At 42.9% G+C, this 24,018-nt stretch carries 15 protein-coding genes and 2 pseudogenes; 6 read left to right on the top strand and 11 right to left on the bottom strand.

Annotated elements, in window-relative coordinates; genetic code table 11:
• Positions 1-397 precede the first annotated feature (397 nt).
• Positions 398-1,488: pseudogene (locus FD725_RS32505) on the bottom strand (ISAs1 family transposase).
• Positions 1,489-1,857: 369 nt separating this feature from the next.
• Here FD725_RS32505 and FD725_RS15305 point away from each other — a divergent pair.
• From FD725_RS15305 to FD725_RS15295, 3 genes are all read left to right on the top strand, one after another.
• On the top strand, positions 1,858-2,793 hold the full coding sequence (locus tag FD725_RS15305) for a bestrophin family protein (protein ID WP_179048913.1): 936 nt from the start codon (positions 1,858-1,860) through the stop codon (positions 2,791-2,793).
• A gap of 40 nt (positions 2,794-2,833) precedes the next feature.
• Positions 2,834-3,400, top strand: coding sequence for a Uma2 family endonuclease (locus FD725_RS15300; RefSeq protein WP_179048912.1), 567 nt, complete (start codon positions 2,834-2,836; stop codon positions 3,398-3,400).
• Between the two features lie 74 nt (positions 3,401-3,474).
• Complete coding sequence (locus tag FD725_RS15295; RefSeq protein ID WP_179048911.1) at positions 3,475-3,951, top strand: hypothetical protein; 477 nt, start codon at positions 3,475-3,477, stop codon at positions 3,949-3,951.
• A gap of 43 nt (positions 3,952-3,994) precedes the next feature.
• Here FD725_RS15295 and FD725_RS15290 read toward each other — a convergent pair whose 3' ends face one another.
• Both FD725_RS15290 and FD725_RS15285 read right to left on the bottom strand, forming a co-directional pair.
• The gene (locus tag FD725_RS15290; protein WP_179048910.1) at positions 3,995-4,735 is read right to left on the bottom strand and encodes a dienelactone hydrolase family protein; all 741 of its coding nucleotides are present in this window, start codon (positions 4,733-4,735) and stop codon (positions 3,995-3,997) included.
• Positions 4,736-4,826: 91 nt separating this feature from the next.
• A complete protein-coding gene (locus FD725_RS15285) occupies positions 4,827-5,408 on the bottom strand; it encodes a Uma2 family endonuclease (RefSeq protein ID WP_179048909.1) in 582 nt (193 codons plus the stop codon).
• Between the two features lie 182 nt (positions 5,409-5,590).
• Here FD725_RS15285 and FD725_RS15280 point away from each other — a divergent pair, with 182 nt between their 5' ends.
• Positions 5,591-5,863 (top strand): hypothetical protein, encoded by a 273-nt coding sequence (locus tag FD725_RS15280; protein ID WP_179048908.1) that lies wholly within the window; start codon positions 5,591-5,593, stop codon positions 5,861-5,863.
• 125 nt (positions 5,864-5,988) lie between these two features.
• On the opposite strand, the gene hpnH is transcribed toward FD725_RS15280, so the two are convergent.
• The 3 genes from hpnH to FD725_RS15265 form a co-directional block, all read right to left on the bottom strand.
• Positions 5,989-7,005: an adenosyl-hopene transferase HpnH gene (hpnH, locus tag FD725_RS15275; protein WP_179048907.1), complete on the bottom strand. Its 1,017-nt coding sequence runs from the start codon at positions 7,003-7,005 to the stop codon at positions 5,989-5,991.
• 93 nt (positions 7,006-7,098) lie between these two features.
• Positions 7,099-8,082, bottom strand: coding sequence for a hopanoid-associated sugar epimerase (gene hpnA / locus FD725_RS15270; protein WP_179048906.1), 984 nt, complete (start codon positions 8,080-8,082; stop codon positions 7,099-7,101).
• Positions 8,082-10,814, bottom strand: coding sequence for an efflux RND transporter permease subunit (locus FD725_RS15265; RefSeq protein ID WP_179048905.1), 2,733 nt, complete (start codon positions 10,812-10,814; stop codon positions 8,082-8,084). Before FD725_RS15265 ends, hpnA begins: the two co-directional genes overlap by 1 nt.
• Positions 10,815-11,030: 216 nt before the next feature.
• On the opposite strand from FD725_RS15265, the gene FD725_RS15260 reads away from it, so the two are divergent.
• Together FD725_RS15260 and FD725_RS15255 are read left to right on the top strand one after the other, a co-directional pair.
• Complete coding sequence (locus FD725_RS15260; protein ID WP_179048904.1) at positions 11,031-11,720, top strand: phosphorylase; 690 nt, start codon at positions 11,031-11,033, stop codon at positions 11,718-11,720.
• Positions 11,721-11,790: 70 nt separating this feature from the next.
• Positions 11,791-12,246 (top strand): DMT family transporter, encoded by a 456-nt coding sequence (locus FD725_RS15255; protein WP_179048903.1) that lies wholly within the window; start codon positions 11,791-11,793, stop codon positions 12,244-12,246.
• Between the two features lie 18 nt (positions 12,247-12,264).
• Here FD725_RS15255 and FD725_RS15250 read toward each other — a convergent pair whose 3' ends face one another.
• From FD725_RS15250 to FD725_RS15230, 5 genes and pseudogenes are all read right to left on the bottom strand, one after another.
• Positions 12,265-18,078: a DUF4347 domain-containing protein gene (locus FD725_RS15250; RefSeq protein WP_179048902.1), complete on the bottom strand. Its 5,814-nt coding sequence runs from the start codon at positions 18,076-18,078 to the stop codon at positions 12,265-12,267.
• 1,138 nt (positions 18,079-19,216) lie between these two features.
• Positions 19,217-20,410 (bottom strand): AbrB family transcriptional regulator, encoded by a 1,194-nt coding sequence (locus FD725_RS15245; protein WP_179048901.1) that lies wholly within the window; start codon positions 20,408-20,410, stop codon positions 19,217-19,219.
• A gap of 487 nt (positions 20,411-20,897) precedes the next feature.
• On the bottom strand, positions 20,898-21,236 hold the full coding sequence (locus FD725_RS15240; RefSeq protein WP_179048900.1) for a hypothetical protein: 339 nt from the start codon (positions 21,234-21,236) through the stop codon (positions 20,898-20,900).
• A gap of 775 nt (positions 21,237-22,011) precedes the next feature.
• The gene (locus tag FD725_RS15235; RefSeq protein WP_179048899.1) at positions 22,012-23,043 is read right to left on the bottom strand and encodes a VOC family protein; all 1,032 of its coding nucleotides are present in this window, start codon (positions 23,041-23,043) and stop codon (positions 22,012-22,014) included.
• Between the two features lie 82 nt (positions 23,044-23,125).
• Positions 23,126-23,991: pseudogene (locus FD725_RS15230) on the bottom strand (DUF4351 domain-containing protein).
• Between the last annotated feature and the right edge of the window lie 27 nt (positions 23,992-24,018).

The following is a 24,018-nucleotide window of genomic DNA, read 5'->3' as shown; positions in this document are numbered from 1 at the left end:
TTTGTGGCACATACCGAGATGTTTCATTCCGCTACGCTGCATTCAACATGACAAAGAAACATACTTTTCAAACGTCCTCTAAGTCCTAAAAACCATATTTTTTATACACCTAACTCTAGAGAGTTAGTCATAGAATTACTTCTTTCTCATGGCATAATCAGTATTTACCTCTTAAGGAATAGTCTTTTGCCATTGCACACATCCTGCACTAGCCCGAATTTCTCATGATGGAGGCTTTGGGTAACCCCATAACAATACTGGATTGATTTTAAGATTTATGTTGGGTGGTGCTGCTACACTACTCCTGCATTTCTTAGAGGTTGTTTTAAAAGTGGTTAGTTGTATTTTTAAGCAACGAGTGATCCCCCCTAACCCCCCTTAAAAAGGCAGGGCTGTTTCATTCCACAAGGTGAAGGAGTTTGTCAATATCATGAGAGATAAATCTTTGGGCAATTGTGATGGAAGTATGACCATTTCGGCGAAGTATATTGAGAGCGATTGCTCTCAATATGGAGAGATTTGCGGGAGCATTGCCCATACGGATCGTCGAATTATCTTCTTTGAAAACAACATCTTTCACCCAATGGAGGCAATTTTCGATACCCCAATGACCGCGAATACCGATGGCAAATTCCTTCGCTGTACAAATCAAGCTGCTAATATAACAAACAATCTCATGATATTTCTTATCCTTTCTTGTGCCAATTCTTTCGACCCTAATTAAAGATTGTATTCCCGTCCATTCTGGGTCAATTCCATTGACATCATGGAAAACTTCGACAGTACGAGTTGTTAATCTATCTCTAGTCTTTTCTGTCTCAATTATCCGAGAAGTTGGTTTTCTGGTAGCGGCAATCTGTTGAATATGTCGATGTAGTTTTGGTTGATTATCTTTCACAGCAATAACGTAATCGTTACCACCTTCAATAATTATTTTGCAAGTTTTTTTTGGCAATGTAAGGAATCAAAGCTCAAGATAACATCTTCTATATCCAATGCTGTGACTAGCTCCTGGACAACTTGTATTTCGCTTTTGAGTTGGTTATCAAATTTCTTCATCCCCACAACTAGCCCTTTCTTGCCAGCAAATACTGATACTATGCTCACAAAATTCTGATGAGATGAACTATAGTTCTCCACTGTACCCTTAATACTTTTACCATCTACTGCACACCATTCTGATACTTCTAAATCCACATAATTTTTCGCCCATTCATTAAATTTTTCTGTCAGTTTATCAAAATTCACTCCCATGACTACACGTCGAATTGTTGAATATGAGGGAACCCCATGTTTTTGAATGCCAAATTTTTCTATTAATACCCGTCTATGCCTTTTAACAAAATCTCCCCACTCACGATACCCAACATATCCATTCATTGTTCCCATTATGACAAACAGCAACACTAGCCACAGTGGATGTCTTCGTCCATCAGTCGTTCTAAAATCTTCCACTTGCTTTAATTGTTCTATCAGCTCTGCACCCATATTTTTTCCCCACAACTCTTGCTATTTTACCTGTTTTAGGGAATGAAACAGCCCTGCCTTAAAAAGGGGGGAACCGGAATTAAAGTCCCCCTTTTTAAGGGGGATTTAGGGGGATCGAAAAATATTTGATACATCATCAAGGACTTTTAAAACATCCTTTTACAAAACGGTAGGGGCGGGTTCACAAATATGCTTCAATCATTCACGAATATCTGGTTAACCCGCCCCTACAGTCTCTGGACTTCAGTTTGATAAATTTCGTGAGAAATTCGGGTACTACGTGTATTGGAAAAATTAAGTATAAATCCTACATCTAGAGTTATGATTTTTAAATCACCAGATACTTGCTGAAGTAATTAGGTTATGAAAATGACTTGGGAAAAAAAACAATGGTTTCGACAAGCTTTGCAACTTAAAGGTTCAGTTATTGTCTCAATTTATCAGCGCGTGATTTGTTGTGGCTTGTTTGGGGTGTTAATTTCTCTGTTGTATTATTTGAAAATACCTGTTTCTCAACCCATTTTAGGCACTGTCATCCCTAGTATTGTGTTGGGTTTATTATTAGTTTTTCGCACAAACACAGCTTATGAACGTTTTTGGGAAGGAAGAAAATGCTGGGGTTCCATCGTCAATCATACTCGTAATCTAGCTAGACAGATTTGGGTGTCTGTGGATGAAAATTCATCGACAGATAGAAATGACAAAATAGCTGTTTTAAAATTGCTAGTAGCCTTTGCTGTGGCGACAAAGTTACATTTGCGTTGTGAAAATGTCAACAGCGAGTTAGAAGAATTAATGTCATCTTCCAGATATTTTAAACTTCAGGGCATGAATAACCCACCCTTAGAAATAGCTTTTTGGATTGGGGATTATCTCCAACATCAGTATACTCGCAATCGCTTAAATAGCTATCAGTTAACATCTATACAAGAATTACTCAATAATTTAGTAGATAATTTAGGGGCTTGCGAAAGAATTTTAAAAACACCGATGCCTCTGGCATATTCTATTCACCTCAAACAATTGTTGTTGCTGTATTGTGTTCTCTTACCTTTTCAGATGGTGGAGAGTTTAAGCTGGTGGACAGGTTTAATTACAGCTTTGGTGAGCTTTACTTTATTTGGAATTGAAGCCATTGGTTTAGAGATAGAAAATCCCTTTGGTTACGATGCTAATGATTTACCCTTAGATGCCATTTGTAAAACGATGAAACGCAATATTGACGATTTAATTAGTTTATCTCCAGATGTGCGATCGCCTACAAGAGGAGCAACACCATCCCCAACTTTAGACACAACACCGTGAAATCTAGATAATAGAATCATCGCCTAAACCAACAATTCCTATGCAAACAACTAGCAAACCCCTAACTCTAGCTGAATTTTTAGCCCTTCCAGAAACAAAACCGACTAAAGAATTTATTAATGGTTATATATATTTAAAACCTATGCCTCAAGGAAAACACAGTACTCTGCAAATTCGTCTTGCCGATGGAATTAATCAGGTAGGATTGCCAAGTAAAACTGCTTATGCTTTTCCCGAATTGAGATGTACATTTTCTGGACGTTCAATTGTTCCAGATATTGCAGTATTTCGTTGGGAAAACATTCCATTTGATGCAGATGGTGAGGTAGCTAATACTTTTGCAATTCCTCCCGACTGGACAATTGAAATTCTCTCACCTGAGCAATCGCAAACACGGGTGACAGACAATATACTGTTTTGCTTACGCCATCAAACCCGTTTAGGATGGTTAATTGATCCAGAAGAAAAAGCAGTAATTTGTTTTTTACCAAATCAATTACCGGAAGTTAAACGGCAATTTGATGATATTTTACCTGTCCCAGATTTTTTAGATTTGCAGTTATCTGTTGGGGAATTATTTGGGTGGCTGAAATTGGGATTAATATAAAGAATCATTACGGGTAGATTTTTCCGGGGAACAATGTATACATTAGTTCGATAGTTGTATGGATAAATAAAAAAATGGCTGAAAGTACGGAAATTGGTCAACACCTCACACAACAGTGGTTAGCAGAAATTCAAACACTGAAGCAACAGCTAGTAGAACAGCAGCAAGAACGGGATACAGCCTGGGAAAGTGCCGAAAAATGGCGCAAACTCTACAATACAGAAGCACAACAACGCCGTACTGACGCGGATTTGTTTCGGCAAACAATTACCTCCCTCAAAGCAGAAATCCAAAAGCTCAAAGGAATTGATGGCGAAATCTTACCTGAGTCTCAAGATCCCACAGTTATCCAGCAAGAAGTAGCCCAACTCCAATCGGTAGAGGAATTGCAAGCTAAATTGACTGCTTTAATCCCAGAATGCGATCGCTTACGCCAATCCTTAAAAACAGAGCAAGAAAACCACGCCCAAACCCGTAAAAGCTTAACCACTGCGTTGGGTGATGCCATAGATAGCCTAGCACGGGAACGAGCTGGGGGTGTGGGAAAGTAGGGTTAGCGCGTACTCTTGACTATCATTTCGACCTAGAGAAGAACTAATGACTGATGGCTAATGCTAAAAAATCAATAATTTCTGCCCAGGCGGCTGTAGCTGCAACAGAATCATAACGATAACCGTCATCACGCATGAAGGTATGTTCAGCTGAGTATAAAACTACTTTGTGAACAATACCAGCATCTTCAATGGCTTTAATTAAAACTTGTCGGTCGTGTTCGGGGATATGCGGATCAAGTGTACCCAGGACAAGTAACATTTTGCCTTTGATTTCACTTACCCTCTGGATAGTATCAGCTACCCCTTTACCCAACTTACCACTGGGAATACCTGTAGGATAGCAGCAAACCGAGGCTTTAATTTCCTGGGCAAAGCCTGCCCGAAAGGCTAAATGTCCGCCAATACAAAAGCCCAGAGTACCAATTTTATCGGGGTTAACAGAACTCTCAGCTTTTAAAAACTCAATTACAGCTTGACAATCAGCATCATATTCAGCGATCGCTGTTCGTCGTGCATCGTCGTTACCCCGCATTCTACCTAAATCATCTGGTGTAATTGCTAAACCAATCGGCTCAAGACGATGAAAAATTTCTGGTGCGGCTACTACATAACCATACCCTGCCAAGTAGTTGGCTAAACGAATGATTGGATCACCCAATTGATATATATCACTGTAAAATAAAATACCTGGGTAAACTCCAGCTGGCTTGGGAGAAGCGACATACACACGCATCAAGCTGTCATCTACTCTCAACTCGACATTGCGCTTAGTGATTTGCACTGGCTTTAGTTCCTCTCATGCTTGCTTTCATTAGCTTTTACAAAAATTAGTGCAGAAATCGGGATAGCGATCCGTCTATTAGCCAAAGCGATTATAATTGCCCTTGTCCAGCCGTCAACACCTCGACTGCTGTCATATCCAACATGGGAAAAGTTGCTGACTTAATCATGTCTGTTCCCTGAAACACAACTTCTTCATACAATCCATCTACCAAAGTCAGCAAGGTAATTCGACCTTTCTCGGCATCAACAATCCAATATTCAGGGATACCCCGTGCTGCATACTCAGAACGCTTATAGCGGTAGTCTCTATCTTCATTCACCTTTCCCGGCGAGACAACCTCAACCACCATTGCCGGAGAAGGCATATCTGGCGTAATTGTTGCTCGCCCTCCAGAGAGGGCTGCTAATAATTCTCGTAATATCATCAAATCCGGTAGTCGTACACGAGTCCGATTACCTATTACTACGAGTTCTGTATCTTTATGACGGATGAGTTGAATCGGCACAAACTTGAGAAACTTTGACAGCAGATAGAGAGAAATTAAGTTATTGCGATCGCTTTCTGGTGGCATTTCGACTAACTCTCCATCCACAAGTTCATAACGAACATCCGTGCCATCATCATAAGCAAGATACTCATCTAGGGTGAATTTTTTGACAGATATGGTCATAGGCTTTTCACTTGATCATCTATCTCTACCCAAATTTTACTTTAATACCGAATGCACAGAAAATTTTATTTGTCAATTACTTTTAATTATTTGTTTAACAAAAAATAATGTTTGCTATTCTTCATCAGGAAAATTAAATTTGATTTAAAGACATTTATTTAGTCATAAAATATCTAAAAATCATGGAAAACATTTATTTATCACCAGAACTGATTGGTGAAACGAAAGACGTAGAGATTTGGTTAAGTAGAGCTGGATTAAAATTTGCAGACTTAGGTAACGATGCTGCCAGTAAAGCCATACGTCAGCAATGGCGAGAATACCAAGCCGCAGTGCAAAGATGCTGTATCAGCCTACGCCAACCACCAGAACAGATTCAACTTAGTGGTGTTTATGCCCATTTACGCATACCTGGCCATACAGCATCAACAACTAATGATCAACTTGTAGGGTAAGCATTGCTTTTTCACAGTGACTTTAACATCCCACTTCCAGCAACCAATTCCTCTGTGTCTCCGTGCCTTTGTGGTTAAATAAAATATTTTTCACCACAGAGACACAAAGACACAAAGCTGAAAACTTACCTACCAAACACCGTCCCTAGAGAACGGGCAATATTTTGCGGCTGCATTGCATCCACTGCGGCTGTGGGTTCATAACCACAGTGAACCATACAATCAGCGCACTTAGGATTACCACTAGCACGACCATATTGACTCCAGTCGGTTTGTTCTAGTAATTCTTTAAAAGTGGCATAATGACCTTCATTCATCAGATAACAAGGTTTTTGCCAACCGAGAACACTATAACTAGGACTACCCCAAGGTGTACACTCATAATCCTTCTCACCGATGAGAAAATCGAGAAATAAGGGATTGTGATTGAAATTCCAGTTTTTCTTACCAGCCGTATGGGGTGCAAGAATTTCTCTGAATAAGGCGCGGGTTTGTTCTAGTTTGAGGAAATGATCTTGATCTGGGGCCCACTCGTAACTGTAACCGGGGGAAATCATCATCCCATCAGTATTGAGGGTTTCCAAGAAGTCGAAAAACTCCTGCATTTCCTGAGTATCGCAACCATCAAAAATCGTGGTGTTGGTGGTGACTCTAAATCCTCTAGCTTTAGCGGCTTTGATAGCTTTCACTGCGATATCAAACACCCCTTGACGATCCACACATTTATCATGCCATTCCCGCAGACCATCTAGATGGACGCTAAAAGTCAGGTAAGGGGAAGGTTGAAACTTATCGAGGCTTTTTTCTAGTAACAAACCATTGGTACATAAATAAATATACTTTTTGCGTTCTATCAATCCCTTGACAATCTCATCAATCTGAGGATGCAGCAACGGTTCACCCCCAGGAATGGAAACCACCGGCGCACCACACTCTTCTACGGCGGCAAAACACTGTGCTGGTGTGAGATTTTGCTTCAAGATTTCTGCGGGATGCTGAATCTTACCGCAACCAGAACACGCCAAATTACAGCGAAACAGTGGTTCTAGCATCAATACTAAAGGAAACTTTTTGCGTCCCAAAACACGCTGAGTTACCAGATACTTACCGATGTCTATAGCTTGTTGTAGATTAATGGCCATTTTTTGTATCACTCCTCTTTATATAGATCAAACCACAGTTTGTCTGAAGGAATTTAGTTCTTATTGTGATCATGTAACATCTTCACGACAAACTTAATTGACATATCCATTGGCTACAAACCAATCTACAGCGTCTTTGAGGGCGCTATTTATGGGGGATTGGGGTAAGCCTAATTCTCTGATGGCTTTGTCAGGATTGTAATACATTGCCTGTTGTGCCATCCGCACACCATCTAAAGGGACTGAGGGAGTTTTGCCTAAAGGTGCGAGAATCTTTTCGTCAATCCAGGCGACAGTTAGGGGTAGCCAGTTAGGGACTGTTGTTTGGGGTGCGGGGATACCTGTGATATCTGCGAGTTGTTCTAGCAATTGTTTGAGGGTGAGGTTTTGATGACCTAAAATATAGCGATCGCCTATTTTCCCTCGTTCTAAAGCTAGTAAATGTCCCCAAGCCACATCTCGCACATCGATTAAATTGAGTCCGGTGTTTACATAGGCGGGCATTTGTCGCCGCAAGAAGCGTAAAATAATGTCGCCTGTGGGTGTGGGTTTAATATCAAAAGGGCCGATAGGGGTGCTGGGATTAACGATCACAATGTCTTGTCCTTTAGCAACGGCTTGGATAGCTTCTTGTTCGGCCAGAAATTTAGATTTTTTGTAATCTCCCACCAGCTTGTCTACTGGACTTTGATGAGTTTCATCGACAACCACACCAGACGCACCCACCCCAATCGCCGCCACAGAACTGGTGTAAACAGTGCGTTCAATTCCGGCTTTTTGGGCTGCATCTAGGACATGACAAGTACCTAAAACATTGTTGTGATAGAGTGAATCACGGTCTTTTTGCCATAGAGAATACTGGGCGGCGACATGAAACAGGTAGCGACAACCAGACATTTGTCGCCACAAATGTTGATCATGAAAATCGCCTTGGACAATTTCTACATCTAACCTGTGTAAATTACCCAGATTGCTGTTGGGGCGGACTAAGGTTTTGACTGTATATCCTTGTTGCAATAACAATCGCACCAAATTAGCCCCAATAAAACCAGTACTCCCGGTGACAAATACACGCATCAGCTTTTTGCCTTCTGGGAAAAACGAGGAAACCAATCGTCCAAAATGGCGTAGACTACTGGGACAACAATCAAACTGAGAATTGTCGATGTGACTAACCCGCCTGCGATCGCTACTGCCATTGGCGATCGCAATTCTGAACCTGCACCTAAACCGAGAGCGATCGGTAGCATCCCTAAAATGGTGGAAGCTGTTGTCATCATAATTGGCCGCAAGCGCACTGGCCCGGCTTTGAGAATTGCTTCTGTGCGTTCTAACCCAGCGTTACGTAGCTGGTTAATGTAATCTACCAGCAAGATGGCATTTTTGTTAGCTAATCCCAACAAAAATACAAAACCAATCAGTGAGATCATCCCGAAGTCACTTTTGGTAAACAGTAATGCTAACATTGCTCCCACCACAGCTAAGGGTAAGGAAACACCAATTACCACCGGGTCTACCCAACTTTTGAAGAGTAAAATCAGTACTACAACAATGCAAAGTGCTGATAGCAGCAAAGTTGTACCAAAACTGCCAAACACTTCGTTTTGACGGGCAGAATCTCCTCCTAAGTCTAAAGTAACATCACTAGGTAACACTTTTTTGGCTTCAGCCACGATTTTGTCTGTAGCACTACCTAGAGTGAAATCTTTACTTAAGTTAGCGCTGATATATGCTACCCGTTGATTGTTCAAGCGTTCAATTTGTAAAATCTTGCCTGGAGTATTGGCTGCACCTGTGACTGTCACGTCAACAAATCCAGAAATTTTCGAGATCCGGTCTTTAATTGCCTGGGTAGCTTGACCGAGGGTTTCTAAGTTATTACCTCTTAGTGCTACTTGTAAAGGTTTTTGTTCACCTGTATCGATAAATTGAATATCTGCCACACTGGTAGTGACACCAGGAAGACTAGGTAACTCGGAGCGTAATTGGTCTTGTAATGCTGGTGTCTTGAGTTTGCGCTTCTCCTTTAGCTTGACATATAGCGTTCCTTTGTTTGGTTCACCTTCACGAGTACCCACGACAGTAAACACTGTTTCCACATCCGGCGATTTTCTCACGACTGCCTCTAGTTTCTTCGCCACTTCAAGAGAGTCGTTGAGGGGGTTGGGGAGAGTGGGGGATTGGGAGATGGGGGGAGTGGGGGATTGGGAGAAAGAATTCTCTCCTTGTCCCCTTGTCTCCCTTTCCCCTTGTCCCCTCGTCTCTCTTTCCCCTTGTCCTCTTGTCAACTGCAACAACTCATTAGGAATCTTTGGTAAAGGTGCAGTATAGGTGATGTTAAACTCACCGCGATCGAGTTTAGGGATAAAGCCTTTGGGAATTAGGGGAATTAGGGCAATACCAGCGATGAAACTGAGTATTGCTAAAGCTACTACTATTTTCCGGTGGCTTAATGACCAGTGGAGTAAGTTGCGATAGCCTTGGGTAAAGTTGAGCCAAAATTGCCCTTCTCGACGGCGGGAGGTGCTTGTAGCTGGTTTGAGCCAGTAAATAGCGAGAACTGGCGATAAAGTCCGGGCAACTAGCATCGAAGCTAGCATAGCGGCGGAAACAGTGATGCCAAATGGCTTGAAAAATTGACCAATTACTCCACCCATTAAACCGATGGGTAAGAAAACAGCTACGGCTGTTAAGGTAGCTGCTGTAACTGTTAAACCGATTTCATTGGTAGCTAAGAGTGCGGCTTGCTTGGGACTTTCCCCATCTTCGATATGCCGCATGATGTTTTCCACATCCACGATCGCATCGTCAATAATACTGCCAATTACCAGGGCTAAAGCCAGCAATGTAATTGTCTCTAGGTTAAAGCCGTAAATCGCCATGACGATAAACGTCGCTAACAATGACGTAGGAATTGCCAAGGCGGAAATAAATGTCGCGCGCCAATTCCACAAAAAGGGAAAAATTACCACCACAGACAACAAAATAGCTTCGATTAAAGCATCGATGGTTGACTGGGTAGCATGGCGGATATATTCGGCTTGAGTCGCCGCTAGAGTGAGATTAATATCTTTAAAGGTAGTCCGCAGTTTCTTGACGGTTTTTTCCACCTCATCGACTACTTCTAAGGTATTGGCATCACCACGTTTAATCACTTGAAATGCCAGAGCATCTTGACCATTGAACCTAACTAGTGTAACGCCTGAAGCTAGAGTAGCAGTTGGTGCAGGTGATGTCGTCGGCGCGCCCAAAAGTGAGACTTTGAGAACGCCTGGTAATTTAGCGATCGCTGGTGTAATCTGGTCTTGAGCTAACTTAGTTAAGTCTGGCAAACTGCGAGTAGAACTCTCAATGGCATAACTCACAGCTGCCGACTCATTCAAATTCAAGGGAATAATTTTGTAGCTTGCCCCTGGGGGGAGAGTCAGCTGTTTGAGGGCAGTTTCCACATTACGAGCCGATGTTTCCAGATTCGTCCCCACACTAAAAGACAGACTAACAGCAGCTTGTCCCGGATAGCTAGCCGATCGCAAATCCTCTAAGCCCTTAATAGATTGTAGGCGCTTTTCTATGGGTATGGTGAGCTTTGCTTCTGTATCCACAGCAGTTTCCAGAGGAACCGTAGCATTTACCACCACTACCGGAAAGGTAATATCTGGAAACAAAGCATACTTCAGGGAACTGAAAGCCAAAATTCCAGCCACCGCTACGGCAATCCAAAAACTCACCGTCAACCACGAAAACTCAATCGCCAATCGGGAAAGATTGAAACGCTCTCGTGCGGATTTTGCGCCATTAAGCTTTACCATCTTAGAAAGTTATTACACACAAGACATAATTATTTGTCATGCTACAGTAATCTTCACTACTTTGCTAATTAGTCAATAGTCAATAGTCATTAGTCAATGGTCAATAGTCAATAGTCAATAGTCATTGGTCATTAGTTCAGAGTTATCCTCTCCTTGTCCCCTTGTCCCCTTGTCCCCTTGTCCTCCAATCCCCAATCCCCAATCCCCAATCCCCAAATGATAGACACAATTCTTGTGCCGCAGGGTGCTGAATATGCGGCGGTGCGTCGTGGTTTAAGTCGCGTGGTTGTTGGTGAAATGCCAGATGTTGTGCCTATACCAGTGGGGATAAAACCATTAACAAACTACTTGCAACAATTACTAGGAAAAAAAATCTGGGGAAATGAGCCACAACCAAAAGTGCTGGTTATGGGGTTATGTGGTAGTTTAAGTCAAAAATATGCTGTTGGGGATATTGTGCTATACGACAATTGCAGGTATTGTGAACAACTGCAAGTATGCGATCGCTCCCTAACTGCACAACTAAACTCAGTACTCAGCACTCAGCACTCAGCACTCCCTTTTGTCAAATCATTGACAAGCGATCGCGTGATTTCCTCCGCAACAGAAAAACGTCATCTGGGTGAAACTTTGGGGGTTGATGTGGTGGATATGGAAGGATTTGCTGCCCTAGAACTTTTACATCAAGCTGGAGTGGCTGTAGCGATGCTCAGAGTTGTTAGTGATGATTGCCATCATGATATCCCTGATATCAGTGCAGCCATTAATCCTGATGGTTCTCTACAGCCTCTGATTCTGGCGCAAAGATTTCTCCGTCAACCTGTGGCGGCTACTCACCTGATTCGTGGTTCTTTGCGGGGGTTAAAGGTGTTAGAACAAATGATGCGATCGCTTTTTTCTGTTTAATTGCTGAAGACTTACACAACTGGCACAATAAACCCTAGTAAAGATGATCAGCGAAACAGGAGGTTTAGAGATGAACGGGCGCACGATTTATCTATTAGCAGCACTTGTTGGTGGCGCTATTCTCCCTGTTCAAGTTGCCCTGAACACACTACTGCGACGCTATGTCGGTGAACCGATGCAAGTCACCTTCATTTCCTATCTTGCCGGTACGTTAGCATCACTGGTTATTTGCTTCTTGGCACGATATCCACTGCCGGCGGCAACTTCACTAGGGCAAACTTCTTGGTGGATGTGGATTGGCGGTTGTTTAGGTACTTTGTATGTGTGGTCAACAATTTTTGCTACACCCAAAATTGGAGCATCTCTGGCACTAGCATTGACAATCGCTGGTCAGATGATTGCAGCACTTCTCCTCGATCATTACGGTGCGCTGGGACTCACTAAATATGTAGCAAGTCCTACACGCATTGCCGGAGTTGTATTTGTAGTTTTGGGCGTTTCCTTAGTTGCCTATGCAAAGCGTTAATTACCCTTAACCGTATATTTACACAACAGTAAAATTAGTATTAGATAAAACCACATAATTAGAGAACAAAGCAATCTGCACCTGTGCAGTCGCACCACTACCATCAGCATCAAAAGACAAAGCACCAGTAGCCTGATTGTAGATGAAGCGTTGAGTAGAATTATCAGCCGCAGTCCCCAAATGGAACAAACTAGCATTCAGTGTCCCAGCTTGACTTAAGCCAAACTCAGAACCCAACAACAGCACCGTCTCACCCACTTGGAAATCCAAGATAGTATCAAAAGCACTCCTACTTCCCGTCAAATCAAAAGTATCCATACCACTACCACCAACAAGGGTGTCATTCCCCAAACCACCAACAAGGGTGTCATTTCCCCCCTCACCGGAGAGATAGTCATTGCCAATCAAGCCAGTCAGGGTATTATTACCAGCATTGCCAACTAAACGATTACTGACATCATTCCCAGTACCATTAATATTGCCACTGCCCACCAAAGTTAAATTCTCCAAGTTGGTAGCCAGAGTTAATTCCACACTAGAGATGATAGTATCTGTACCCCCATTGTCTGCTTCCGTAATCACCTCAGTTGCACTATCTACCTCATAGATATCATTGCCAGCACCACCATTAAGGTTATTACTACCACTACCACCATTAAGGCGATCGTTGCCAGCACCACCAATCAGGGTATCATCACCACCTTGTCCAATTAACCAGTCATCACCGTCGCCACCATTTAAAATATTGTTGGCATTATTGCCGAGGATTTGGTTATTGAGGCTATTACCAGTACCGTTGATAGCAGCGTTACCAATTAAGGTGAGGTTTTCTAGGTTATCTCCCAGTGTCCAAGTGATAGAAGAGTTGACTTTATCTCTAGTGCCACCTTCAGCAGTTTCGGTAATCTTATCCTTCAAGCTATCGACAGTGTAAGTGTCGTTGCCATTGCCACCGATGAGGGTGTCATCACCTATACCACCATCGAGGTTGTCGTTACCTTCACCACCGATGAGGGTATCGTTACCTTCATTACCGTAGAGTAAATCATTGCCATCTTCACCGTTGATGGTGTCATCTCCTGCACCACCAAATCCGTAGTCGTTGCCTGTGCCGCAGTTGAGGGTGTCATTGCCGGCATTGCCGATGAGGTAGTCGTTACCTTCTAAGCCATTGATGGTGTCATCTCCGGCTGTGCCATAAAGAATGTCTTTTCCTGGTGTACCTGTGTTGGGAGGAGTAGCAGGATCATTGTCAGTAATATTGGCAGTAACATTATCAATAGCAATGCTGTTGTAATTGGCATCGTTGCTGGTGGCTGTGTGAGTGATAGTGCTTGTGTGATTGCCTTCAAATACAGCATCATCAACTGCGGCGACTGTCACAATTTGGGCAGTATTCCAATTTGCGGCTGTGAAAGCTAGGGTTATTGGGTTAGCTGTGGTTTGTGTGCCGGGGTTGATACTGATGTTGACATTGCTTGTGGGTTGGCTGGTGAGGACAACTGTGTAGGTGTCCGTTGCACCACCTTCGATGACATTTGTGCTACCGCCGCTTTGGGTGATGGTTACGCCTGCGGTATCGTTGTCAGTGATATTGGCGGTGACGCTGTCAATAGTGATGTTGTTGTAATTGGTATCGCTGCTGGTGGCTGTATGAGTGATAGTGCTTGTGTGATTGCCTTCAAATACAGCATCATCAACTGCGGCGACTGTCACAATTTGGGCAGTATTCCAATTTGCGGCTGTGAAAGCTAGGGTTATTGGGTTAGCTGTGGTTTGTGTGCCGGGGTTGATACTGATGTTGACATTGCTTGTGGGTTGGCTGGTGAGGACAACTGTGTAGGTGTCCGTTGCACCACCTTCGATGACATTTGTGCTACCGCCGCTTTGGGTGATGGTTACGCCTGCGGTGTCGTTGTCAGTGATATTGGCGGTGACGCTGTCAATAGTGATGCCGTTGTAATTGCTATCGCTGCTGGTGGCTGTATGAGTGATAGTGCTTGTGTGATTGCCTTCAAATACAGCATCATCAACTGCGGCGACTGTCACAATTTGGGCAGTATTCCAATTTGCGGCAGTAAAGGTGAGTGTGTTGGTATTGGCTGTGGTTTGTGTGCCGGGGTTGATACTGATGTTGACATTGCTTGTGGGTTGGCTAGTAAGGACGACGGTGTAAGTGTCTGTTGTACCACCTTCAGTGACATTTGTGCTACCGCCGCTTTGGGTGATGGTTACGCCTGCGGTGTCGTTGTCAGTAATATTGGCAGTGACGCTGTCAATAGTGATGCCGTTGTAATTGGTATCGCTACTGGTGGCTGTGTGAGTGATAGTGCTTGTATGATTACCTTCTACTACAGAGTCATTGACGGCAGTGACTGTCACAGTTTGGGCAGTGTTCCAGTTGCTACTTGTAAAAGTGAGTGTGTTGGTACTGGCTGTGGCTTGTGTGCCGGGGTTGATACTGATGGTGACATCACTTGTGGGTTGGCTGGTGAGGACGACTGAGTAAGTATCGTTTGCACCACCTTCAGTGACATTTGTGCTACCGCCGCTTTGGGTGATGGTTAAGCCTGCGGTGTCGTTGTCGGTGATATTGGCAGTAACGCTGTTAATGGTGATGTTGTTGTAATTGGCATCGCTGCTGGTGGCTGTATGAGTGATAGTGCTTGTGTGTACGCCTTCTACTACAGCATCATTAACGGCGGTGACTGTCACAGTTTGGGCAGTATTCCAGTTTGCGGCTGTGAAAGCTAGGGTTATTGGGTTGGCTGTGGTTTGTGTGCCGGGGTTGATACTGATGTTGACATCACTTGTCGGTTGGCTTCTGAGGACGACGGTGTAAGTGTCCGTTGCACCACCTTCGGTGACATTTGTGTTACCGCCGCTTTGGGTGATGGTTACGCCTGCGGTGTCGTTGTCAGTAATATTGGCAGTGACGCTGTCAATAGTGATGCCGTTGTAATTGGTATCGCTACTGGTGGCTGTGTGAGTGATAGTGCTTGTATGATTACCTTCTACTACAGAGTCATTGACGGCAGTGACTGTCACAGTTTGGGCAGTGTTCCAGTTGCTACTTGTAAAAGTGAGTGTGTTGGTACTGGCTGTGGCTTGTGTGCCGGGGTTGATACTGATGGTGACATCACTTGTGGGTTGGCTGGTGAGGACGACTGAGTAAGTATCGTTTGCACCACCTTCAGTGACATTTGTGCTACCGCCGCTTTGGGTGATGGTTAAGCCTGCGGTGTCGTTGTCGGTGATATTGGCAGTAACGCTGTTAATGGTGATGTTGTTGTAATTGGCATCGCTGCTGGTGGCTGTATGAGTGATAGTGCTTGTGTGTACGCCTTCTACTACAGCATCATTAACGGCGGTGACTGTCACAGTTTGGGCAGTATTCCAGTTTGCGGCTGTGAAAGCTAGGGTTATTGGGTTGGCTGTGGTTTGTGTGCCGGGGTTGATACTGATGTTGACATCACTTGTCGGTTGGCTTCTGAGGACGACGGTGTAAGTGTCCGTTGCACCACCTTCGGTGACATTTGTGTTACCGCCGCTTTGGGTGATGGTTACGCCTGCGGTGTCGTTGTCAGTAATATTGGCAGTGACGCTGTCAATAGTGATGCCGTTGTAATTGGTATCGCTGCTGGTGGCTGTGTGAGTGATAGTGCTTGTGTGATTGCCTTCTACTACAGAGTCATTGACAGCAGTGACTGTCACAGTTTGGGCAGTATTCCAATTTGCGGCAGTGAAGGTGAGTGTGTTGGCACTGGTTGTGGTTTGTGTGCCAGGGTTGACACTGATGGTGACATTGCTTGTGGGTTGGCTGGTGAGGACGACTGTGTAAGTGTCAGTTGCACCACCTTCGGTGACATTTGTGTTACCACCGCTTTGGGTGATGGTGACACCTGGGGTAGCAACAGCACCTAATTTGACAATAAATATGTCATCACTACCAGCGCTGGAGAGGTTAGTTGTGCCACTACCTGGGTCAAAATCGGCTGTGCCTCGGAAATAGCCAGTAGTGTAGATATTGCCTGCACTATCTACTGCTATGCTATAGCCTATGTCAGTACTACTCCCCCCTAAGTTTTTCGCCCAAGCAAAGCTGCCATCGCTGTTGAGTTTGGAGATGAATATGTCAAAACTACTATTAGCACTGGAGAGGTTAGTTGTGCCACTGCCTGGGTCAAAATCGGCTGTGCCAGAGAAATAGCCAGTAGTGTAGATATTGCCTGCACTATCTACTGCTATGCTATAGCCTATGTCAGTACTACTCGCCCCGAAGTTTTTCGCCCAAGCAAAGCTGCCATCGCTATTGAGTTTGGAGATGAATATGTCATTACTACCAGCGCTGGTGAGGTTAGTTGTGCCACTGCCTGGGTCAAAATCGGCTGTGCCAGCGAAATAGCCAGTAGTGTAGATATTGCCTGCACTATCTACTGCTATGCTATAGCCTATGTCAGTACTACTCCCCCCTAAGTTTTTCGCCCAAGCAAAGCTGCCATCGCTATTGAGTTTGGAGATGAATATGTCTTGAGTACCAACAGCGCTGGTGAGGTTAGTTGTGCCACTGCCTGGGTCAAAATCGGCTGTGCCTCGGAAATAGCCAGTAGTGTAGATATTGCCTGCACTATCCACTGCTATGCTATAGCCTATGTCAGTACTACTCCCCCCTAAGTTTTTCGCCCAAGCAAAGCTGCCATCGCTATTGAGTTTGGAGATGAATATGTCTTGAGTACCAACAGCGCTGGTGAGGTTAGTTGTGCCACTGCCTGGGTCAAAATCGGCTGTGCCAGCGAAATAGCCAGTAGTGTAGATATTGCCTGTACTATCCACTGCTATGCTAAAGCCTTCGTCAGTACTACTCCCCCCTAAGTTTTTCGCCCAAGCAAAGCTGCCATCGCTATTGAGTTTGGAGATGAATATGTCTTGAGTACTACCACCACCAGTGCTTGTGAGGTTAGTTGTGCCACTGCCTGGGTCAAAATCGGCTGTGCCAGCGAAATAGCCAGTAGTGTAGATATTGCCTGCACTATCCACTGCTATGCTATAGCCTATGTCAGTACTACTCCCCCCTAAGTTTTTCGCCCAAGCAAAGCTGCCATCGCTATTGAGTTTGGAGATGAATATGTCCAAACTACCACCAGTGCTTGTGAGGTTAGTTGTGCCACTGCCTGGGTCAAAATCGGCTGTGCCTTGGAAATGGCCAGTAGTGTAGATATTGCCTGCACTATCCACTTCTATGCTTAAGCCTAGGTCACTACTACTCGCCCCTAAGTTTTTCGCCCAGATTAAACCAGGGTCAGTTAATACATGGGGATAGTGCTTTTTGACTATCGATTCAATTGCCAAGGTAGATGATATCTCACCTATTTTTACTTCTAATTCCCAACTTCCTCCTTGTTGGCTATTGCCGACTTTATTTGTGGAGGCGGCAATATTTGCTCTTGTGAGTTGGTGTAGTTGGTTGATGAAAGCTTGTCCTGTTTCACCTTGGGCTAGTTCACAACTATAAATGAGTAGGTCTGTGATTTGCCATTGTTGTAGTTGCTGTTGGTAGTGGTACAGGTTATCTAGGTTGAGTTGGGTGTTGCCTAGTTGTAAGTTGCCTGGACTACCGTGAGCGATGATTTGCAGACTGTGGATTTGTTGCTGGCTAATCAGGGCGGTAATTTGCTCGATGCCATCTTGCTGGGGATGGAGGATGAGTACTGGTGTTGTCGGTGTGATGCCTGTTAGTAGCAGTTGATAGTCTTGCACTCCTGCGTCGATGACAACCAGTGTTGTGTTTTGGAGTGAGGTTGCAATATTTGTGGGTGTTTTTGTGAGTGTCATGTTTGTTGTTTTCAAGATTTAGTATAAGTGAGATATTCATGAGAAATTAGATCCCCGACTTCTTCAAGAAGTCGGGGATCTGAGTGTTGTGTGAGCAAGAGTCAGAATGTCTTGATGATTACTCTATGTGCTAGTGGTAATACTCAAATAAATATATACGTGTATCCTTGATAGTTGGTTATAACTTAGATACATTGCAGCGTCAATTGAAAATACATAGGACTTACGCACTGAACCAAAAAACTTTGCTGAGGGTGGTCAATAGTCCATATTGGCAATGTTAATCAAACGTGAGTTCGATAAATCTTTTTTGACCTCTCCCCCAACCCCTCTCCGACGCGGAGAGGGCAGGGTGGTTTCATACGAAAAAAGAAAAATACATACATCTTGATTTGTCGCTTTGTAGCAGAAGTTTTGACCCCTCTCCAAACCTCTCCCCCACGGGGGGAGAGGCTTTGAAACAAAGTTTTGTTTTTTCTCTGTTTGTATGAAACCACCCTGCTCTCCGACGCGGAGAGGGGAGTAAAGACCATAATATATCAACGAAAAATGAGGGTTTTAAAGCCTCTCTCCTTGCAGGGGAGAGGTTTGAGAGGGGTTTTTCCAGTCGTCGAACTCACGTTAATCAATACATTGGCAATGTCAGTCAATACATTAGCAATGTTAGCCAGTACATTCACAATGTCGGTCAATACATTCACAATGCTGTAGTGCAATAGTAGGGTGCGTTGTTGCGTTCGCGTAGCGTTCCCGCAGGGTAGCGGAACGCACCGCCAATGAGATTAAGAGGACGTTGGAAAAGTCTGTTTCTTTGTCATGTTGAATGCAGCGTAGCGGAATGAAACATCTCGGTATGTGCCACAAAACCTAGATTCTTCCTTACGCGGAGCGTAAGGAAGAATGACATTTTTATACCTACTGAAACTTTTCCAACACCCTCTAAGACCAATTCACTAAAAATCTGATACAGATCCAAACACGGAAACCCTTGTAGAACAAGGCTTTCTTAATTTTGAATTTTGAATTTTGAATTTTGAATTTTGAATTGGTATAAGACGGTGCGTTACTTCGTTAACGCACCCTACAAAAATAAAAATCTATCGCCACGTTTAAAGCTTGCCACGCCAGTAGGTAAGTTTTATTGCCTATTTTCTACGCCCCATCTCCTATCAAGACGACGGAACAAAAATAACCACAGAGGTAAAGAACTGTTAATGGCGATGAGTCGGACTAAGTGACCGGCTGTAACGATTTCTACATTATGGTTGAGGGCGAGGGAAACTAAAATCATCTCGGCTGAACCACCAGGCGCTGTGACTAATAGACAAGTTAGCCAGTCCCAGGAGGTTAACTGCATAGCTAGAATAGCAGCGATCGCACCTGCAACCAAGGTCATAACGACGGACATCAAAGCATAACCGACGGTTTTTGTGCCGAAGTTGGGTTTTTCTCCCCAATATTCCCCAATGGTAATTCCCAGTAAAATTTGACCGATGATGTTGACCAATAGTGGCGCATGAAAGTGAACATCATTGACAAAAGGTAAGCTATTTAGCCAAAAATTAAATGTTGCTCCCAAGATTAATGCACCAAAAAAATCGCCAGCCGGAATATTCAAGATGATGGCAAGAAATATGATGATGCCAGTCAGTAGCAGTGCTATTGCTAATAAAGTTAGTTGTGCTGGATCAAAATCGATTAAAGCACCTCTAAGTGGTAGTGTGGGCAAATTCCAATAATCATTCACCGATGTTCTAGCGATAAAAGGTATGAGCAAGACGACGGAAGTTACACGTATTGCTTGTACTAAGGCTACCAAAGTGACATTGCGATCGTAATCGGCGGCGATAGATGACATCACCCCTACGCCACCGGGAACTGTAGCCAACATCGCTGTCAATATATTGGTTTTACTCAAGCGGGAGTAAATATAGCCAATACCGCTACCACATAATAGTAAAAATAAAGTCAGAAAAATAAATATGGGAATTCTAGAAGCAAGACTGGCTAAATCACTGTTAGCATTTGAAGCACCCACTGTAAGTCCAACTAGTCCCATGCCTACTTTTCTCGCAATACGGTTAGGCTTAGGAGCGTAATTGTAAAAAATCCGACATCCTTGGAGAATGGCTGTCCCCGCAGCAATTCCCCCAAATATCCAGGAAATACCGCCTATGTGGAACTTTGTTAAAGTCCAACCCAAAGGCAATGCTAGTAGCATTTCTAAACAGAGGATGATAAGTTGCTTGACAATTAGCTGTGATTTAGCAACAACAGGACTCTTGTTAGTTGGTTCCTCCTGGATAGAAGCAACACCCACACTTTGATTCATTGACACACGGTTCTTAAATTAATTTAACTATATACTTTAACTAATGTGATGGTCTGTAAATAACTAGAGATAATTGCCTAAAACCTCTTGCTGTTCAGACTCCTAACTTTTAAAATCTCTTTGTCAAAAATTCCTCCCCTGCCAAATCAGTTACCAGTTAACAGTTATCAGTTACCAGTTAATCAACGTTCACTGTTCACTGTTCACACCCCTGCTTCCCCTGCTTGCCTAAATTCATCCCCCTGTTCTGCAACGCCTCATTTTCTATAACCCTATTGCCTATTGCCTGACTACGCAAATCAGTTTGGTCATCAAATATGAGTCCTCTAGAGGACTCACATTTGATTTTTGTTGGCGTAGCCTGTGCTTACACAAAAAAGTCAGTACACCTCTAATTTCCTTCTTTTCTGTCACCTGTTACCTGTCGCCTGTTACCTACCTAAACAAATCAGTTTGGTCATCAAAGCGGATTCCTCTACATGGGTTGCTAATCTTCATCTAAGGCAGGAAACGCTTCCTCGAATTTCCATAATTCATCTTTATTGTTGATAAACCAGATCCGCGTTTTCGCATCTAATTGACACCAAATAATATCACTAGAAATATCAGGTGATGAGTAGCGATATTTTTTGCCAAGTGATTTGAGGTTCTGCTCTACATCTTCAGGAATACCAAACTCTTGCCAGTCAACTTTGATATATCTACCTGAGACTCCCGATGCAGGGTCGAATATCAATTGTGCGGCTCTAATTAAATCGGCAAAGTGTGTAGGTTTAAGACTGGCTAGCTGTTGAATCTGAAGTGATTCGTCATGCTCTTGAGACATGGTTAATTTAGTGGTGAAAAGTATTTGACTATTGAACTTACTGTCAGAGACTTTTATGCCAATAATGCTATTTTAGCGCAGATTTACGGCGATCGCTCACAATAACTCTGATAATCTTTAACTATCGATTATGAGAAGTCATCAGCTCGTTTTTCACAAGCGATCGCCAAACTAAATTTAACACCGAACTCAGCAATAATAATATGAATCCAAAGTTGGTAAGCCCCATCACAATTTAATCTCAACGTAACTGTTCCTTTCGATGGATGAGATAAATTTAGTACAAGCGCTAGATTTATATGTACTAGTCCACAATTAAATGTCTTTGCTAATCTCCTCTGAGGCGTACACCCAGAGGTTATTTTTTGGGATAATTTATATTAAGTAGCTAGAGAGAAAATCCTAGTAGTTACGCCTGTTGAGATTGTTGGTAAAAATATATGAAAAACAAGCATTTTCTTAATTAATCCATCATAAACAAACACATATCATGCGATATGACACAATATCTTGATTTGAGAAAATATTGATTTCTGTTAACAGTAACCAGGCGATATGCTATCCTATCAATAAGCTATGCCCACAACGAACTGAGAGAAAAAACTATTTCTGTAAGGTAATTGTTGTTTGGCATATTTCTCACGGAAATAGCAGAATATTCTCTCAAATTAGAGAGGATATTCTTTGATTGGCTATCAAATTCACATTGTTTATAACTAACAAACCAATAGTACGACAGCGCTAGTTTTATTCCGCTTTCACTGGCGCTTTTTTATCAATACCCTTCTACCAAATTCCAAAAATAACCATCAGGTGCAACGAAAGAGAAACTTTTCTCTCGGAACTCGTTCTCGATGATACTAGTAAATTTTGATGCAGAACTGGACTGAATGCGATCGCTATATGTCTCTATTCCCCGCACCCGGTAAGTGTAAAGAGACATTCCCAAACTACCAGGCTGTGATGCTTCTAGCTTTGACTCTAAGTTCATCTCATTGGGAAAGCGAATAACGTAAAGTCTACCACTCCGCGCCGCCATCAAATCAGACTGAGAAGAACGAGGATCATCAAAGGTAGTGACAATAAATTTTTCCCCTGGTAGCAAGTCAAAAATATCTCGTCCGGCTGGTGAAGACTCATAACTAGTTTCTACATCATCACGCACCCGCAACAAACCTAAAACATCTTCGTAAAATTTCAAGCTTTCCTTGCTGTCATCCTGAACAACAATACCCATGTGGGTAAACTGACTGGTTTGAAAAGCACAAGTCCGATTAATTTCTCCGTAGTGAGGTAAGGTATAACCAAACCTTTGAAATAAAACCTGTCGAGTTAAGGGTTGCAACAACAACATCTCTCGCACCCCTACCGCCTCGTGAACAAATGGACGGCTTTTTCTTTCTTTGTGATAAATAACTTCCCAGTAAGGATAACCATACCTGATAGACCAACCTGCAGCTTTAGCATCTTCTGCATGATTTAAGATGGTCAATAGGTCAGCAGTTAAGCTAGTGGCCCAACGATTACCCTTAACTTTCATCGACACTAACCCCAACCCCGGATTTGTGGAGTTTTGCCAAACCATCAACCGAATTAAACCATGATCTGCATTTTGGTGATAGAGACGAATTGAACGTAAAGCAGAATTTACCCCATATAGTTGACTAGCTGCGGCTGGGGATAATTCACCTACTTGACCAATACGATAACCAAATTGCTCCCAATACTGAATCGCAAAAATGGGGTCTGGGACACCAATACACACTTCATAGATGCCTGCAATAGCAGTTTCTTGCCCCTGAGTCATGGTCAATCCAACTTGATACTGGACTAGACTAGTTTACAAGAATAGTCAATATTATTCAGGTTAATTTACAGCCAATTTGTCGTTATTGTTGGTCTAACCAAGCTTCTAAATCAGAAATAGTGGAAAAATCTAATAAAGCCTCGCCCAAATTTTCTAATTTCTCAATGGATAGTTCTTTAACTCGCTCAATGTTTAAGACATCAATTTCCCCAATCCGGCGATTGAGTAAACGTATAATTAAACGCTGTTCCCTTTCTTGGATAGCTTGTTCATAAAGTGGAGCTAATCGCATAACTAATTCCCTATCATCTGTTTCTTGAGTTGGAGAAATTACCAAGTTTTGCTGCAAGTTATACAGTAATTGTAACGTTGTTCGCCGAAATGGGTGATTTGATGGCAATGCTTCTAATTCATCAATTGCCCTTCTTTGTACGGTTCCGCGACCCAGAATTCTTAACCATAGTGTTTCTTGAGTACATGGTAACTGATGAATTGCCACGATTGCTGTTCTTAAAAAATCAGCCATAAAATGTATTCCTGGTGTCCAACTTACGGCTTGAGTTGCACCGAAACCTAATAGTATTGTTGGAGATGCTGTTGGAGTAAGAATCCATAATTTAGGAACATCTAATTCTTGTACAGAAGTTTTATTACGATTAGCTTCCCGTTGTAATGCTCCTCTTACTTCTAATAATTTTAACAGGCAATCACAAATTTCTTCTTTGGAAGCAGCGTTACGAAATGGTTCAAAAATAGCAGGTGTCGCTGCTAGATTACCTAATAATCCTAGTGTTTCTAAATTAGTACTTTGTTTTGATAAAGGAGAAAACAAAACATCTATTTCTCTAACTTCCCCAGCAACACGGCTAGGTGCTTCAACTTTTCCTAAGGTTTGAGTAATTCCTCAAGATAATCTTTAGCAAATTGGTCATGAATAAATCGTGTCATTTAGTTTTTGAAAATAAAGTTAGTCAT

The organism is Nostoc sp. TCL26-01 (genome assembly GCF_013393945.1).
Lineage (GTDB): Bacteria > Cyanobacteriota > Cyanobacteriia > Cyanobacteriales > Nostocaceae > Trichormus.
The sequence above is the reverse complement of the archived record's forward strand: the minus strand, read 5'-3'. Positions and strand labels throughout refer to the sequence as shown.

What these genes read in the sequence shown, in the direction of transcription:
- FD725_RS15265 (WP_179048905.1), bottom strand. Translation starts at nt 10,814, where the DNA reads ATGGTAAAGCTTAATGGCGCAAAATCCGCACGAGAGCGTTTCAATCTT.
- FD725_RS15285 (WP_179048909.1), bottom strand. Translation starts at nt 5,408, where the DNA reads ATGACCATATCTGTCAAAAAATTCACCCTAGATGAGTATCTTGCTTAT.
- FD725_RS15305 (WP_179048913.1), top strand. Translation starts at nt 1,858, where the DNA reads ATGACTTGGGAAAAAAAACAATGGTTTCGACAAGCTTTGCAACTTAAA.
- FD725_RS15255 (WP_179048903.1), top strand. Translation starts at nt 11,791, where the DNA reads ATGAACGGGCGCACGATTTATCTATTAGCAGCACTTGTTGGTGGCGCT.
- FD725_RS15280 (WP_179048908.1), top strand. Translation starts at nt 5,591, where the DNA reads ATGGAAAACATTTATTTATCACCAGAACTGATTGGTGAAACGAAAGAC.
- FD725_RS15245 (WP_179048901.1), bottom strand. Translation starts at nt 20,410, where the DNA reads ATGAATCAAAGTGTGGGTGTTGCTTCTATCCAGGAGGAACCAACTAAC.
- FD725_RS15260 (WP_179048904.1), top strand. Translation starts at nt 11,031, where the DNA reads ATGATAGACACAATTCTTGTGCCGCAGGGTGCTGAATATGCGGCGGTG.
- FD725_RS15235 (WP_179048899.1), bottom strand. Translation starts at nt 23,043, where the DNA reads ATGACTCAGGGGCAAGAAACTGCTATTGCAGGCATCTATGAAGTGTGT.
- FD725_RS15300 (WP_179048912.1), top strand. Translation starts at nt 2,834, where the DNA reads ATGCAAACAACTAGCAAACCCCTAACTCTAGCTGAATTTTTAGCCCTT.
- FD725_RS15250 (WP_179048902.1), bottom strand. Translation starts at nt 18,078, where the DNA reads ATGACACTCACAAAAACACCCACAAATATTGCAACCTCACTCCAAAAC.
- FD725_RS15240 (WP_179048900.1), bottom strand. Translation starts at nt 21,236, where the DNA reads ATGTCTCAAGAGCATGACGAATCACTTCAGATTCAACAGCTAGCCAGT.
- hpnH (WP_179048907.1), bottom strand. Translation starts at nt 7,005, where the DNA reads ATGGCCATTAATCTACAACAAGCTATAGACATCGGTAAGTATCTGGTA.
- hpnA (WP_179048906.1), bottom strand. Translation starts at nt 8,082, where the DNA reads ATGCGTGTATTTGTCACCGGGAGTACTGGTTTTATTGGGGCTAATTTG.
- FD725_RS15295 (WP_179048911.1), top strand. Translation starts at nt 3,475, where the DNA reads ATGGCTGAAAGTACGGAAATTGGTCAACACCTCACACAACAGTGGTTA.